The sequence below is a fragment of the Moraxella sp. CTOTU49097 genome, from assembly GCF_032064105.1.
Classification (GTDB): Bacteria; Pseudomonadota; Gammaproteobacteria; order Pseudomonadales; family Moraxellaceae; genus Faucicola; species Faucicola osloensis_B.
The window spans coordinates 331,549-346,629 of record NZ_DAMBOA010000001.1 but is presented as its reverse complement, the minus strand read 5'-3'; the positions used below and the strand labels follow the sequence as shown (position 1 = coordinate 346,629).

Genomic DNA, 15,081 nt, shown 5'->3' with positions numbered 1-15,081 from the left:
TTGTATTATACCAATTTAATGAACTTTTGTGTGTTTATTCGTGCAAAGGTTTCTAAAATAAAATGCGCTAACAAATTTCACGCATGGCTTTACCCGTTTACGTTTTAAAGACTTGGTAACAGATAATAGCAATAATAATTTGGCAAGTGGGTTATTATTGGCGATGATTTCACTGAGTTTTGGTATACTCAGTGCGGCTTGTATCACCTGTTATATCACCTACTGAACACAATAAGGAAATGCTATGTTTAAGTTTCTTACCCCATTATGCTTTTCATTAAGTTTATTTGGTTGCCAAGCTGTTAGCCCAGCTCAACAAAACCCCCAACCTATGCCTCAGCCCATCAAGAAACCTGAGATGATGTGCACCATGCAATATGATCCTGTCTGCGTCAAAACCATCAATAATGGCATCGTCCACTATCAAACCTATGGCAATGCCTGTATGGCAAATAATAGCGTCAATGCTATGGACAAGACTATGAGTATCACCAAGGGTGCTTGTGAGTCAGAGACTAGCAAGTAACTGAGTTAGTAAGTGACTGATCTAGCAAATAACTGGGCTATCATAAGTTAGCCCGCCATAACGTCTGCACTAGCTTGTTTGCCATAGCTTACTGACGACAAAATGAGCGAAGTGTTATAATCCCCTCTAATTACTTTGTGTTAAAGGTTTTGCATCTGTATGGCATTAGCGCTTATTATTGATGATGAAGTAGATTTGTGTCGCTTGATGCAGATGACACTCAAAAAAATGGGCATTGAAACCAAAGTCGCCTATGACTATGCCACTGGCATCAGCCATCTTCAAGCGTATAATTTTGATTTTTGCTTAACCGATCTCAAACTTCCTGATGGCACAGGACTTGATATCGTTAAATTTATCAGTAAAAATTATGCCAAAACCCCCGTGGCAGTGATTACCGCTCACGGTAGCATGGATTTGGCGATTGAAGCGTTAAAATTGGGCGCCTTTGATTTTGTCAATAAGCCACTTGAGCTATCACGGCTGCGCCAGTTGGTCGAAAACGCCTTGAAGGTGGCGGAAAATGCCAACAAACTCAATTGTAAAGAAGTCTATGATCCTTTTAGCAGTCGCCTAATTGGACAATCTAACGCCATTGCCCAGCTCAAAACCACCATCCAAAAATTGGCGCGTAGCCAAGCGCCCGTATTTTTGTGGGGTGAGTCGGGTACCGGTAAAGAAGTCGTTGCCAAGCTGATTCATGATTTAAGCCCGCGCTGCTCTGCCAATTTTGTGCCTGTTAACTGCGGCGCCATCCCATCAGAGTTGATGGAAAGCGAGTTCTTTGGGCACAAAAAAGGCAGCTTTACTGGCGCTACCGCAGACAAAGAAGGGTTATTCCAACAAGCAAATGGCGGCACGCTATTTTTGGATGAAGTAGCGGACTTGCCGATTTCCATGCAAGTCAAATTATTACGCGCGATTCAAGAAAAGAAAATCCGCCCAATTGGGAGCACCCAAGAAATTGCCGTGGATGTGCGGCTTTTATCCGCTACCCATAAAAATTTGGCTAAGCTTGTCGAAACGGGTGAATTTAGACAAGATTTATATTATCGTATCAACGTGATTGAAGTAAAATTACCAAGCCTCAATGAACGGCGTGATGATATTTTACTGTTGGCCAATCATTTTATCGCTTTGATTGCAGACGATTGGGGACTATCGCAGCCACCGACATTATCGAATGAAGCCGCTGTTCAATTGGCAAACCATCACTTCGCAGGCAACGTGCGTGAATTAAGAAATATCTTAGAGCGCGCGATTACCCTAGCTGATGGTAATGTGATTGAAGCCAATCATTTGAATTTGCCATTATCTGCCGCCAACGTATCGCCTGACACTCCTAGAATCCATGAAATCCAAAAAACTCATGAAATCACAGAAACCCCCAATCAATCCGTGTTATCAATACCGAGTCAACCGAGCGCGCCAAAAGTTACGCCCTTAGCCGAGCCTAAGTCCATCGCAAATAGCCCCATCAATACTTTCTATAGCAGCAACTTGTTTGCAAGTGGTTATAAAGTCAAACCCAATATTCAATTTGCGCCCACACCGATCCAATCCACCCATGAAGCGTTAACCTTAAATGCGCCGACAGCGGGTATCAATGCGCCTAATTTAGCCCAGCCCTCTGCTGAAGAAGATCAACTGCCTGAAGAAGGGCTGGAAGAATATTTGATGAATCAAGAACGAAAAGTCATTATCACAGCGCTCAACTGCAGTGGTTGGAATCGCACCCAAGCCGCTAAATTATTAAATACAACGTTTCGCTCACTGCGCTACCGTATGAAAAAATTGGGCATTGATAATGACAGTGATATTCATAGTGATAGTGACAGCGATGAGGATTAAAAACTTCGAATAAAGGACAAATCGATATTTTTTGATAAATCTACTATCCCTACTTGGTCATAACAAGCCAGTGGAAACCGACGGCTGATGCCTAACCACTGGTTTGCTGATTTAGCAAATAGTACGAATCGATTGCCTTTTTCATCAAGGTTTCGGTCGATATTGTCAATTTGATGCAAACATTTTACTGCAATGATATCGATGTCTAACGTAACAGCGGGTTTTTGGTACAGAAGTCTGTCTTGTTGCTGTTCAAACTTCTTGGTGAGTTGTAGCCATTGCCAATAATCTATTGGCTGCGCAAATGCTAAATAAGCCACTTGGTTAAAATAAACCGCTGTATTGGATGTTTGCTTGTTTAAATCGTTGTTTAAATTGTTCTCGATACGGATATCTTCACTACTATGAATCGCGCTGAGGGTCAAAGTGCCAAAGTTTTGCAGCCAGTCTTTGGCTTTTTCTAAATAATAAAGTTGTTTGACATTACTGGCTAACGACAAAACGCAGGCTTCGATGACTATGACATCACGCGGTGGTACACTCATACTCAAATGCTCAAATAAACATATTTTTTGCTTAGGCTAATTAATTTTGCTGAAAACGGGTAATTTTAACCCCCACACTATCGGCTTGTTTGATGGCGGTGGGTTTGTGAATCGTCACTGTGACTTTTTCTGGGGCAAATTCTGCCAAAATCATCTCAGCGACCAATTGCGCTAATCGCTCTAACAGCGCCACTTTGTTGGCAATGCTCACTTCAGCTACGCGCTCACTGACACTTTTATAATTGATGGCATCTTGAATATTATCAGTCTGCGACGCTTGGTATTGACAGCCAACCATTTCAATATCAAAAATCAACGGTTGGGTTATTTGCTGCTCCCACTCATACACACCAATCACGGCATCGACTTTGAGCCCCTTGACAAATACCATATCCGTTGAATTGCCCGTCAGCTTAATTGGCTGACTGTTGGACTTTTCGTTTGCAATCGCATGTAAGGCATCCGCCGCTGAATATAGTGATTCATGCATGGTTTTTTGTGTGGTCGCTTGCGTGGTATTGTGGGGCGTTTCAAGCTTAGTTTGTTGGGTGGTTTCTGGTGTGGTCATTTTTACTCTCGTTAGGTATTTCGTTGTTTGATTAAATCATAACTAAAAAATACCAACCCTGTCCAAATAAAGGCAAAGGTTATCAATTTATAAATGTTAAAAGGCTCATGATACAAGAATATCGCCAATAAAAAAATCATGGATGGGGTCAAATAATTTAAAAAGCTCAATAAGCTAAAATTGACCATTTTGGTGGCTTTATTAAACATGAGCAAAGGTATCAAGGTCACAGGCCCTGCAATCATCAATAAAAAAATTGATGGCGACAGCCAAAAATCTAGCTGACTACTAGCAACATCATGCATAGCAAACCAGCCAATAAAGACCGGCACCAATAATGCCGTTTCGATAAACATCGCAGACAGCGCGTCAAGCGGGGTATGGCGATGCATCAAACCATACACAGAAAAGCTACTCGCCAACAATAACGATACCCACGGCAATTTACCTAGCACGACCAGCTGAATCGCCACACCTATCGCTGCCAAAATCACTGCCATCCATTGCAAAGGACGCAGTTTTTCTTTGATGACCACAAGGGATAGTAAAATACCCATCAACGGACCAATATAATAGCCCAAACTGGCTTCCAAAATCTGATCATGATTGACCGCCCACACGTACACCAGCCAATTGACTGAGATAATCGTCCCCGAGACGGCAGTATAAAGTAGCCATTTTGGGTTGGCTTTAATCACTTTTACCCAGTGCCAGTTTTTGGTCACTGTCATGATTAGTAAAATCGTGACAAACGTCCAAATAATTCGATGCCCAATGATTTCAATCGCATCATAATCTTTGAGTAGCTTAAAATACAGCGGGAAAAACCCCCAAATTAAAAAAGCCGCCAGCGCGGTTAATACCCCTTTGGGGGTGGTCACTATGGTTGGTTTTTCATGGTCAGTAATATTAACGGCACGGGTCGGAATGTCACTATTGATGATATCAATTGTTTGATTTTGGGGGATTTGACTCTTAAGGATTTGATGTTCGGGGATTTGATTTTTCATTAACACAACGATAAATTTTATTTTTTATAAAAAAGTAAAAACTAAGAAAGTCATAGTCTATCTTAGTTTTCATGTCATCCATGTAAAGACTTGCGAAAGTGATACAAGTTTAGCTCACCTAAGATTTAGTTAGTCACCACTTTAACTTGCAATCCTGCACTATTGACCAATTCAGCAAAGTTAGGGAAGCTGGTATTGACCGTTTCAGTACCATGAATGGTAATCGTATCACTTGCGCGCAAACTTGCCACAGTAAAACTCATGGCAATCCGATGGTCATGGTGACATTCAATCTCACCACCGCCAAACACCTGTACCACATCACCGCGACCTTCAATTTCAATGCCATCATCGAGTACAGTACAAGCAATTCCTAAGGTTTTTAGCCCATCTGCCATAACTTGAATACGGTCAGATTCTTTAACGCGCAGTTCAGCTGCGCCATGTAGCACTGTTTTACCCGTGGCACAACTTGCTGCCACAAACAGCACAGGGAACTCATCAATGGCGAGTGGCACTAAGTGCTCAGGAATCTCAATACCTTGCAACTTTGAAGATTTCACCACGATATCGGCAACTGGCTCACCGCCGACGGTGGTTTCATTGGTCAATGCCAAATCAGCACCCATCAGCTTTAAGATATCAATCACGCCGGTGCGCGTGGGATTGATGCCCACTTTGTTGATGGTCACATTGCCTTGTTGGGCGATGGCGCCTGCCACCATAAAAAATGCCGCGGATGAGATATCAGCAGGCACTGCGATATCACACGCCGTTAATTCACCGCCCCCTGTCACACTAATTTGATTGCCATTGTGCACTTTTGACACTGTTACAGGATAACCAAATGCCGTCAGCATGCGCTCGGTGTGATCGCGCGTCACTTCTGGCTCAATCACCGTGGTAGTGCCTTGTGCCCATAGCCCTGCTAGTAGCAAACACGATTTGACCTGCGCTGATGCCATCGGCATTTCATAGCGGATACCTGTTAAAGTTTGATTGCCGGTGATGCTAATCGGCGGTGTGCCCTTTTCGCCCGTGGTTTGGATTTTGGCGCCCATCTCACGCAGGGGCTTGGCGACCCGTTCCATGGGACGTTTGGATAAACTCGGATCGCCCGTCATCACCGAATCAAATTTTTGTGCTGATAAAATACCTGATAACAAGCGCATACTGGTGCCTGAATTACCCATGTATAGCGGATCATGCGAGGGTTTTAACCCATGTAATCCAACCCCATGAATCACTACCCTGCCTTGGTTTGGACCTTCAATCACAACGCCCATATCGCGAAAGGCTTGCAAAGTAGCGAGTGCATCCTCACCTTCCAAAAAACCTGTCACTGTGGTGGTACCTTTGGCTAACGAACCAAACATAATTGAACGGTGGGAAATAGACTTGTCTCCTGCGACGGTGTGACTGCCTTCAAATTGTTGAGCTGGGGCGATAACGTAAGTTTGCTTCATGGCTTGTTTTTCCAAATAAGGCGTTTTATTTAACATATGTCCAAAATGTTGTCGGGCGGCTTGGGCTTGGGTCAATATACCTAGCATCTGCTCAGAATCATTGGTCTCGATAATTGCTTTTAATTGGCTTAGTTGCTCACTAAATTCATCAATGGCATCGAGGAGCGCGGTTTTATTGGCATAAAAAATATCATGCCACATGGTTGGGTCGCTGGCGGCGATACGGGTAAAATCACGAAAGCCACCCGCCGCGAAACGAAAAATATCCATATTGTCGTTGTGCTTGGCTAGTTGCGCGACTAGATTGTAGGCGAGCAAGTGGGGTAAATGACTGGTACGCGCGAGCACCTTATCATGATAATCCGCTGACATGGTCACCACTTCTGCGCCAGTCTGCGCCCATAGTGCAATCACTTTTTTAACGGCTTGTTTGCTAGTGGTATCTAGCGGCGTTAAGATAATTTTATGGTTATCAAATAGTTTGGCATTACGCGCATCAATCCCTGATTTTTCTGCCCCTGCAATCGGATGGGCTGGCACAAAACCTTTGGGCATATCCTCACCAAACACCGCGCTGGCGTCTGCAATGATATTGCCTTTGGTACTGCCCACATCCATGATAATGGTGTTATCGGTAATGAAGGGTTTGATTTGTTCAAAAATCTTTTTGACCGCCTGTACCGGCGTGGCTATCACCACCAAGTCTGACCCTTGCACCGCAAGGGCAGCATCATCAAATCCTGCATCAAGCAGTCCGTAGTTGATACCTTTATCAATGGTTGATTGTGAACGGCTGACCGCCACAATTGATTTGGCCAATTTTTTATCACGCATGGCTTGCGCCAAACTTGCACCAATGAGCCCTAGCCCAATAAAACACACTTTTTCAAACATTTAACTTACCGATTTTTTATAATTTGCTAAAAAGACTGCCAACGCAATCAAAACCCCACCCAAAATAGTGCTGATAGTGATTGTTTCACCCAATAAAACCACGCCCAACAATACCGCAATCAACGGAATAAAATAAATATACAGCGAGGTTTTTACTACGCCCAAATGCTTATTGGCATTGGTCCACAACACAAAACACAAGGCGGAAGCGATACCACCCAAAAACAGCAAATTTGCCAGATTGATGGGCGTAAACACGTGAAGGTTGATAAAGGCTTCACCTGTCACAAGCATATACAGCGACGCGGTGATTATGCCATACAAAAACACTTTACGCATGCGTACCATCGGGTTCAGTTCATCTTTAATGGCACTGTTAGCAAACCCAAACAACGACCATGCCAACCCACTTAATATTGCCAAAATATTACCCAGCATGCCATTGGTTAAATTCATCGGCTGATTCGCCAGTACCAACGCCACGCCAACCAACGCCATCACACAGGCAATCAACAGCAACTTGCTAAAGGCATGGGTTTTAATGATAAAACTGGCAATCAGCACCGTAAACAAAGGGGATGCTGTGACTAGCAGCGCCGCGTTACTGCTATAGGTATATAGCAAGGCGGTGTTTTCTAGCAAAAAATACAAGGTGATACCGCACAGCCCCGACAAAAAATACAACACTTCGTTTTTTACACTGCTAAAGGTTTGCAGTCTAGGTGACATGACAAACAATAACCCATAGGCAAATAACGACCGATACAGCAAAATCTGAATGGGTGACATATCCGCCAGCAACACCTTGGTGCTTGCTAACGTTGTTCCCCAAACGATGACCACAAATAACGCTAAAAAATGCCAAAATACTTCACGATTTTTTTCTAACTTTTTTTCTAACATTGGCTCAGCTCAATACCTGCGCCAACGTATCTAAAAAACGATTAATTTCTTCAGGCAAACCCACACTCACACGTATCCAGGCTGGCAGACCGTAGCCAACCATCGGCCGCACTACCACACCTTGCTCAATCAAAGTTTGGTAGATGTCCATGCCATCACCGACATTGACCATCACAAAGTTGGTCGCTGATTTGACATAGACGACACCTAAGCTATCCAAGCCATCATATAAGGCTTGTCTTTGCTCATGGTTAAACGCCAAATATTGGTTAATAAAATGTTGGTCTTTAATCGCTGCTGTGGCGGCGGCATGCGCCAACGTACTGGTATTAAACGACTGGTGCGTATAATTTAAAATCTCGGCAATGCTTGCGCTGCTTACGGCATAACCAATGCGCAAGGCTGCCAGTCCATAAGCTTTGGAAAAGCTACGTAGCACAATGACATTGTCATACTCTTGGATCAAATCTACACAGCTGAGCGTTGGCACAAATTCGATGTAAGCCTCATCAATCACCACCAACACCTCCGATGGCACTTTTTTGATGAATTTAATCAGGTCATCTTTGACGAGCACGGTGCCTGTGGGGTTGTTGGGATTGGTGATAATCACCATTTTACAATTGGCGGTTTGATTGACCGTCTCAAGCATCGCAGGCAAATCATGAGCAAAATTTTTGGCAGCGACTTGTTGGGTTCGCTCACTAATACCCAAAGATGCCAACTCGTAATCCGAAAACGCGTATTGAGAATACACAATCACATCATCGCCATCGGCAAAGCTTGCGGTAATGTTATTGAGTAACTCATTAGAGCCATTCCCCAACACAATTTGTTTTGTTTCGCAGCCCAAAAAATCGGCTAAGGCTTGTTTAAGCCCTTGCCCTGCGCCATCGGGATAACGCGATAATTCGCCCAGTTTTGACGTGATTGCCAAGGTCACGTGTGGTGAGCAGCCCGTGGGGTTTTCATTGCTCGCCAATTTAACGATGTCACCCAAGCCATACTCACGGGTCAGCTCTTCATTGGACTTATCCATTTCATAAGCTTTTAACTGCTCAATACTGTGATTGACCGATTGGATCGTCATATCAAAACCTTTAGTTGATAATTGATACTGATAAAATTTTATTGCCAAAAACGGTTAAATCACCGCTTTTGGATAAGCGCCTAGTACCCGTAAATCTTTGACTTGCGGGCGAATCTCAGCGAGCGCTGCCTGCATGTTGGCATCGTCAATATGACCGAGCATATCAATAAAGAACACATACGCCCATTTGTTTGGACGCTCTGGGCGGGTTTCGATACTGGTCATCGACACGCCATGTTTTGCGAGTGGCTGCAGTATTTGAATCAGCGCACCCGCCTGATCTTTGGCTGCCACTAAAATCGAGGTTTTATCTTGACCTGACGGCGCTACTGCTTCGCGGCCAATGATTAAAAAACGTGTGGTATTGGACGGGGTATCTTCGATATTTTCAAATAGTTTGTGCAAATTATATTCGCTTGCTGCCACTTCCCCTGCAATGGCGGCTGAGTGCCACTCATTTTTGATACGGCGCGCCGCTTCACCATTGCTAGAGACCGCCACACGCTCGACATTGGGATAATGGGTATCTAACCATTGGCGGCATTGGGCAAGCGCTTGGCTGTGGGCATAAATTTTTGAAATTGCGCCCACTTTGGTATGCTCACCCACCAAAAATTGATGATGCACCGGTAATTCTACCTCACCAATGATTTTCAGATCGGAGGATAAAAAGCCATCAAGGGTATGGTTAACCACGCCTTCTGACGAATTTTCCACAGGGACGACGCCATACATCGCAGAGCCGGCTTCCACTTCACGAAACACATCAGCAATGGTCGATAGCGGCACTGTCGTGGCGGCTTTACCAAAATGCTTCAGCGCTGCCATATGGGTAAAGGTGCCTGCAGGGCCCAAATAAGCAATTTTTTGTGGGGCTTCTAAGTCTAAACATACTGACATGATTTCGCGGAATAAACGTGCCATTTTATCGGCAGGGAGTGGACCCTCATTACGCGCCATCACTTTTTTTAGCACCTGTGCTTCCCGCTCTGGACGATAAAAAATCGGATTGTCCTCTTGCGTCTTTTTGGCTTTGGCTACTTGCACCGCATAGCCTGCTCGCTCGTTGATTAATCGCTGGATTTTTTCATCCACTTCATCGATTTTTTGGCGAAGTCCCATTAATTCATCATTGCTCATCGTTTGTTCATTCATAAAATTACAACTCAACAGTCAACACTGACCTGCGCGATAGGACTGGGGGTCATAAATCACAGGCAGCCTAGCTTAAAATATACCTTGAAATATACAAAGTTACCAAATGGCTTTATAGCAGAAATTGCCTAATACTAGCACAAATCACGCCTGTTAATCGAGTTTCGCTCGGCGCTTTTTCATCACAAATAGTGATATAGACACAATATTTTTGGCATACCCTAAAAAAAGTTGGATTTTTTGGTTTGATGCTTAACAAATACTTGCAAAATAGAAAAAAAACTAGCGATTGTCACAATGTTTGTGATAGCTTTTGACATAGGTTAAACAACATTGAATGAAACCATACCATTTTGTCCCTGATAGGTTATCAGTGACACGCAGCAATTTGACATTTAGGAAAGTACATGACTAGCAGCTTAAACCAACTAAAAATGATGACAACCATTGTGGCAGATACTGGGGATTTGCAAGCGATTGCCCGCTTAAAACCAGTCGATGCGACCACCAACCCAAGCTTGATTACCAAGGCATTGTCAGCGCCACAAATGCAGCCTATTTTAATTGAGACATTAAAAAAACACCCCAATGATATCGATGCGGTGATTGATGAGCTCACCATTTATATCGGTACCGAAATTTTAAAACTGATTGATGGTCGTGTTTCGACCGAAGTGGATGCAAGGTTGTCTTATGATACCGATGGCACCATTGTCAAAGCGCAGCAATTTATCAAAGCGTATGAAGCCGCTGGGATTGATAAAAAACGCGTACTCATCAAAATCGCTGGCACGTGGGAAGGCATCCAAGCTGCCAAAGCACTAGAGCAACAAGGTATCCATTGTAACGTGACGCTGCTATTTGGCTTGCACCAAGCCAAAGCCTGTGCCGATGCCGATGTTACCTTGATTTCGCCATTTGTCGGACGGATTTTGGATTGGCAGAAAAAAGATGAAGGACTCGATAGCATCGAAATCAGCCGTGATAAAGGCGTGAGCTCAGTCAAAACTATCTATCATTACTTCAAACAATATGGCTACACCACCCAAATCATGGGCGCGAGTTTTCGCAGTATTGAGCAAATATTAGCTTTGGCAGGTTGTGATTTATTAACGATTGCGCCTGATTTGCTAGACCAACTTGCCACGATGGACGTCAAAGTCGAGCGTCAGCTATTCCCAGACATGAAATTTATTGACCTCAAAAAAGAAACCCTCGATGAGACCCAATTTGCCGAGCAGCATGCGCTTGATCCTATCAGCCAAGCGTTATTATCTGCTGGTATTGAAGGCTTTATCCAAGCTCGAGAAGCGTTAGAGCAAACCTTGAGAGGCTTGGTTAACTAAGCTTTGTTAATTAAAGCTTTATTCATTAAAACTTTGATGAATAAAGCTTGGTTCATTAAATTTTTGTTAGCGGCTAATCATGTCCTTTAATCATGATTAGCCCCATGCCACCCCACTAACCTTTAGCTTGCAACACAGTATAAAGTGGTATATCTAGCGGTTGATGCAAATTCACCAAATCAAGTAACACAAGTGCGCCTAATACTTGATGTCCTACGGATTCACAAAGTCCCACCGCAGCGCTCAAGGTACCGCCTGTCGCCAATATATCATCCACCAACAACACATTCGCGGGCGTAAGTCCCGCCTGCATTTCTAGCGTATCGGTACCATATTCTAGCGCATAGCTTTTTTTCGCCACAGGCGGTGGCAGCTTGCCTTCTTTGCGTACCAATACCATACCTTTGCCTGTCCGACCCGCCAACAGGCTAGCAAAAATAAACCCCCGCGCTTCAATGGCGCCAAAGCAATCGACCGCATCGAATACTGGCTGTGGTATCGCTGCCAGTAACGCATCAATTACCGCATTGACGTGAGCGCGCAATAATGGCGTGATATCATAAAACGCAATGCCTTGTTTGGGAAAATCAGGTACCACTCTGATGATTTGCCAAAATGGGTGTGGTGAATCAGGGGAGATAGTTGATTGCATAGGATTGACCGAGTTCAGAAAAAATAAGAGTTAAGTAAAATTTAAGTGTGAAGTAATAATTAAGTAAAAATTGCTAAAGCGTGTTTCATTCTAGCAATTTTTTCCTCCTGAGCCAATCAAGGTCATGGATGGCATTAAGTATTTACTTTAGCCATGATTAATAGGCTAGGCTTGGGCGAACTGATTTAAAGATTTGCGATATGGGATTGAATGTTGCCTGTCATTGGCTTGCTTGTTTCAGTGCATACTTGTAAACTATCGCAAGTTAAATTTTTAGGTGATTGCGTGAATTTTGCATTGTTAACATACTGCTCGGCATTGTAATTGCAATTTTTATCCTTATCTTCAATAGCAAAAGTTACCACTAATATAGAGAAAGTTATCAATGAAAAAATATCAATGTATCGTGTGTGGTTGGGTGTATGATGAGGCACTGGGCTGTCCAGAAGAAGGCATCCTTCCGGGTACACGATGGGAAGATATTCCCGAAGATTGGACTTGCCCTGAATGTGGGGTTAGCAAAGTAGACTTTGAAATGATTGAACTATAATAAATATAATAGGGTTTTATCATGCAATCAACTAACAATGTCGATAGTGCGAGTATCGATAGTACCAGTGACAATAGTATAAGCTTAGACAGTATCATTTCAAATGATGCGCCTATTGCGCCACTGTCAAGTACAGAACCACGACCTGTAATCATTATTGGCTCAGGGATGGCGGGTTATACGCTAGCGCGTGAGCTCAGAAAGCTAACGACTAGCTTGCCTATCTTTATGGTGTGTCAAGACAGTGGTGATAGCTATGCTAAGCCCACCTTGTCAAATGCCTATGCGCAAAACAAACTTGCCGATAGCATCGCTAATGCGAGCGCGGCAAAAATGGCAGAAACGTTAAACCTTACCCTATTAAATTTTCATCAAGTCACCGATATTAATGCCGCTGAACAAGTCATTGTGATTCGCTCGTTAGTCAATGAAGCGTCTCAAACAACCCTTGCTTATCGAGATTTGGTATTGGCGACAGGCGCGCATTCTAGACTATTACCCAATCTAGCTGTCAATCACCAAACCATTTTTGCCGTCAATCATTTAGATGAATATAAAAGCTTTCAGCAGCGTCTAAACACCCTAAAATCTCAAAAATCAGCGCCCGTTAAGGTAGCGATTATTGGTGCAGGGTTGATTGGTTGTGAATTTGCCAATGATTTGATTGGTCAAAATACAGCTAACCCGACCGCTGACATCACAGTGGCAGTGTTTGATAAAGCGGCACGCCCACTGGCTCAGCAACTCCCTAGCGAAGCAGGTATCATGTTACAAGACGCTTTGACTCAGTCAAGGGTGACATTTTATTTAGGCACTGATATCACCAGTATCACGACAAACCTTAATACAAGCGATAATGCAACCGTGACCATCTCGTTTGACAAGGATAACCAATCACAAACCTTTGAGGCGGATATTGTTTTGATAGCGATTGGTTTGGTGGCTAATACTGACCTTGCCGTATCAGCGAACATTGCCATAGCATCGTCACAGCACATCAATCCTACAATAACCCATTTACCCAGAACAGTGCAGCAAGGCATCAAGGTCGATGCCTACCTAGCCACATCGGCAAAGCACATTTATGCCATTGGCGATTGTGCCAACGTGATGGGTAGCTATATGCCCTATGTCATGCCATTGATGAACCAAGCCAAAGCCTTGGCAAAAACCCTGGCTGACCCTAACATGGCGCCGACCAAAGTGACGTATCCTGCCATGCCAGTGGCTATCAAAACACCTAGTTTACCTTTGGTGGTATTACCCGTATCGGGGCAGTACAGTGACGATCAACTGTATTGGCAAACGACCCAAACCACTGACGGAATGGTCATGACCGCCCATCCAAAAAATGATACTAATAGCATTTTAGGGTTTGTATTAGCCGGTAAAGAAGCAGCAAAACAGCGCTTAACGTTAACCAAGCAAGTGGCGGATTGGCTGTCTTAGTAACTATCTTAGTTGCCATGCTCGTGCAACGGGTCATCTAATGCGGCAAGTTCATTCAACACCCCACTAGCAGATTGATTTTTTTGGAATAAATTATGGATTTAGCCAAATTTAATTTTGAACCCTCAGTGATTACCGACTTTATGCAAAGTGCCATCATTGACATTGGTGATGAATTACAACTGTGTGTTGAAGTTGGTGGCAATCCTGATCATCCGCCCTTGCTGCTGATCATGGGCTTGGGCTCGCAGTTGGTGTTTTGGCCAGACAGTTTTGTCAAAGGCTTGATTGACGCAGGCTTTTTTGTGATTCGTTTTGACAATCGTGATATCGGGCTATCATCAAAAATCGCCCGACCCTTCCCCCGTTTTCCCATCAACAATGTCAAAATGATGCTGCGTATGCAAGTCGGTTTGACGAACCGTCATTTTCCTGTGGCGTATAACTTATTTGACATGGTCGAAGATACCCGCCGCTTGCTTGATAAGTTAGCCCTGAAAAATGTGTATGTGGTGGGGGCATCTATGGGCGGGATGATTGCGCAAATCTTGGCTGCCAAATACCCAAAACGCGTGTCGACACTGGGTCTCATGTTTACCAGTAACAACAAGCCATTTTTACCACCCACCAAGCCAAAGCAGCTACAAACCCTACTGTCACATCCCAAAACTACCCAAATTGATGACGTGGTCGCATATGGCGTGTGGTGTATGCAGCGTATTGGCTCGCCCAATCATGTGGACGAGCAAGAAGTAGAACGGCTCATTCGTTTGCGGTTTGAACGTAGTTATCACCCACGTGGCGCGCTTCAGCAGCTGCAAGCAATATTAGCCACTGGCTCTATTGTTAAATTCGACCAAAAAATCAAACAGCCAACCATTATCATTCATGGGGAAAAAGATGGGCTGGTGCCATCGGCGCATGGTCGGGCGATTGCCAAGGCGATTGCGCACAGTGAGTTTCATTTGATTAAAGACATGGGACATGATTTGGCAAAACCTTTTGTGCCTTTAATCGTCAAGTTATTGGTTGAGCATTATTTTAATAACAATAATCCCTAAATATTATTTAATCTT

General features: G+C 43.8%; 14 protein-coding genes. 6 read left to right on the top strand and 8 right to left on the bottom strand.

Annotation, left to right across the window (positions count from 1 at the left end):
* Nucleotides 1–244: 244 nt before the first annotated feature.
* Together RT064_RS01595 and RT064_RS01590 are read left to right on the top strand one after the other, a co-directional pair.
* Nucleotides 245–526 (top strand): subtilase-type protease inhibitor, encoded by a 282-nt coding sequence (locus RT064_RS01595; RefSeq protein ID WP_313060590.1) that lies wholly within the window; start codon nucleotides 245–247, stop codon nucleotides 524–526.
* A gap of 159 nt (nucleotides 527–685) precedes the next feature.
* Nucleotides 686–2,377: a sigma-54 dependent transcriptional regulator gene (locus RT064_RS01590; protein ID WP_313060588.1), complete on the top strand. Its 1,692-nt coding sequence runs from the start codon at nucleotides 686–688 to the stop codon at nucleotides 2,375–2,377.
* Here RT064_RS01590 and RT064_RS01585 read toward each other — a convergent pair.
* The 7 genes from RT064_RS01585 to pheA form a co-directional block, all read right to left on the bottom strand.
* Nucleotides 2,374–2,922, bottom strand: a complete 549-nt coding sequence (locus RT064_RS01585; RefSeq protein ID WP_313060585.1) for a hypothetical protein — start codon at nucleotides 2,920–2,922, stop codon at nucleotides 2,374–2,376. The genes RT064_RS01590 and RT064_RS01585 overlap by 4 nt on opposite strands.
* A gap of 40 nt (nucleotides 2,923–2,962) precedes the next feature.
* A complete protein-coding gene (folB, locus tag RT064_RS01580; protein WP_313060581.1) occupies nucleotides 2,963–3,490 on the bottom strand; it encodes a dihydroneopterin aldolase in 528 nt (175 codons plus the stop codon).
* An 11-nt stretch (nucleotides 3,491–3,501) separates the two neighbouring features.
* A complete protein-coding gene (rarD, locus tag RT064_RS01575; RefSeq protein ID WP_313060579.1) occupies nucleotides 3,502–4,500 on the bottom strand; it encodes an EamA family transporter RarD in 999 nt (332 codons plus the stop codon).
* A 125-nt stretch (nucleotides 4,501–4,625) separates the two neighbouring features.
* Nucleotides 4,626–6,860 (bottom strand): bifunctional prephenate dehydrogenase/3-phosphoshikimate 1-carboxyvinyltransferase, encoded by a 2,235-nt coding sequence (locus RT064_RS01570; RefSeq protein WP_313060576.1) that lies wholly within the window; start codon nucleotides 6,858–6,860, stop codon nucleotides 4,626–4,628.
* Entirely contained in the window at nucleotides 6,861–7,763 is a 903-nt protein-coding gene (locus RT064_RS01565; RefSeq protein WP_313060574.1) for a DMT family transporter, read from the bottom strand.
* A 4-nt stretch (nucleotides 7,764–7,767) separates the two neighbouring features.
* The gene (gene hisC / locus RT064_RS01560; protein WP_313060571.1) at nucleotides 7,768–8,853 is read right to left on the bottom strand and encodes a histidinol-phosphate transaminase; all 1,086 of its coding nucleotides are present in this window, start codon (nucleotides 8,851–8,853) and stop codon (nucleotides 7,768–7,770) included.
* Between the two features lie 54 nt (nucleotides 8,854–8,907).
* Entirely contained in the window at nucleotides 8,908–10,008 is a 1,101-nt protein-coding gene (gene pheA, locus RT064_RS01555; protein WP_096488894.1) for a prephenate dehydratase, read from the bottom strand.
* Nucleotides 10,009–10,415: 407 nt separating this feature from the next.
* On the opposite strand from pheA, the gene RT064_RS01550 reads away from it, so the two are divergent.
* Nucleotides 10,416–11,354 carry a transaldolase gene (locus RT064_RS01550; RefSeq protein WP_313060568.1) on the top strand — a complete coding sequence of 313 codons (939 nt, stop codon included), beginning with the start codon at nucleotides 10,416–10,418 and terminating at the stop codon, nucleotides 11,352–11,354.
* A gap of 115 nt (nucleotides 11,355–11,469) precedes the next feature.
* Here the strand turns inward: RT064_RS01550 and RT064_RS01545 are convergent, their stop codons facing one another.
* A complete protein-coding gene (locus RT064_RS01545; RefSeq protein ID WP_313060566.1) occupies nucleotides 11,470–12,006 on the bottom strand; it encodes an adenine phosphoribosyltransferase in 537 nt (178 codons plus the stop codon).
* A 385-nt stretch (nucleotides 12,007–12,391) separates the two neighbouring features.
* Here RT064_RS01545 and rubA point away from each other — a divergent pair, with 385 nt between their 5' ends.
* The 3 genes from rubA (at nucleotide 12,392) to RT064_RS01530 (ending at nucleotide 15,066) form a co-directional block, all read left to right on the top strand.
* Nucleotides 12,392–12,556 carry a rubredoxin RubA gene (gene rubA, locus RT064_RS01540; RefSeq protein WP_036589380.1) on the top strand — a complete coding sequence of 55 codons (165 nt, stop codon included), beginning with the start codon at nucleotides 12,392–12,394 and terminating at the stop codon, nucleotides 12,554–12,556.
* A 21-nt stretch (nucleotides 12,557–12,577) separates the two neighbouring features.
* Nucleotides 12,578–14,005 (top strand): FAD-dependent oxidoreductase, encoded by a 1,428-nt coding sequence (locus RT064_RS01535; protein ID WP_313060562.1) that lies wholly within the window; start codon nucleotides 12,578–12,580, stop codon nucleotides 14,003–14,005.
* 95 nt (nucleotides 14,006–14,100) lie between these two features.
* The gene (locus tag RT064_RS01530; protein ID WP_313060560.1) at nucleotides 14,101–15,066 is read left to right on the top strand and encodes an alpha/beta fold hydrolase; all 966 of its coding nucleotides are present in this window, start codon (nucleotides 14,101–14,103) and stop codon (nucleotides 15,064–15,066) included.
* The last annotated feature ends 15 nt before the right edge of the window (nucleotides 15,067–15,081 follow it).

Coding starts and splice junctions, on each gene's coding strand:
- RT064_RS01535 (WP_313060562.1), top strand. CDS start 12,578: ATGCAATCAACTAACAATGTCGATAGTGCGAGTATCGATAGTACCAGT.
- RT064_RS01590 (WP_313060588.1), top strand. CDS start 686: ATGGCATTAGCGCTTATTATTGATGATGAAGTAGATTTGTGTCGCTTG.
- rarD (WP_313060579.1), bottom strand. CDS start 4,500: ATGAAAAATCAAATCCCCGAACATCAAATCCTTAAGAGTCAAATCCCC.
- RT064_RS01565 (WP_313060574.1), bottom strand. CDS start 7,763: ATGTTAGAAAAAAAGTTAGAAAAAAATCGTGAAGTATTTTGGCATTTT.
- RT064_RS01585 (WP_313060585.1), bottom strand. CDS start 2,922: ATGAGTGTACCACCGCGTGATGTCATAGTCATCGAAGCCTGCGTTTTG.
- rubA (WP_036589380.1), top strand. CDS start 12,392: ATGAAAAAATATCAATGTATCGTGTGTGGTTGGGTGTATGATGAGGCA.
- RT064_RS01530 (WP_313060560.1), top strand. CDS start 14,101: ATGGATTTAGCCAAATTTAATTTTGAACCCTCAGTGATTACCGACTTT.
- hisC (WP_313060571.1), bottom strand. CDS start 8,853: ATGACGATCCAATCGGTCAATCACAGTATTGAGCAGTTAAAAGCTTAT.
- pheA (WP_096488894.1), bottom strand. CDS start 10,008: ATGAATGAACAAACGATGAGCAATGATGAATTAATGGGACTTCGCCAA.
- RT064_RS01595 (WP_313060590.1), top strand. CDS start 245: ATGTTTAAGTTTCTTACCCCATTATGCTTTTCATTAAGTTTATTTGGT.
- RT064_RS01570 (WP_313060576.1), bottom strand. CDS start 6,860: ATGTTTGAAAAAGTGTGTTTTATTGGGCTAGGGCTCATTGGTGCAAGT.
- folB (WP_313060581.1), bottom strand. CDS start 3,490: ATGACCACACCAGAAACCACCCAACAAACTAAGCTTGAAACGCCCCAC.
- RT064_RS01545 (WP_313060566.1), bottom strand. CDS start 12,006: ATGCAATCAACTATCTCCCCTGATTCACCACACCCATTTTGGCAAATC.
- RT064_RS01550 (WP_313060568.1), top strand. CDS start 10,416: ATGACTAGCAGCTTAAACCAACTAAAAATGATGACAACCATTGTGGCA.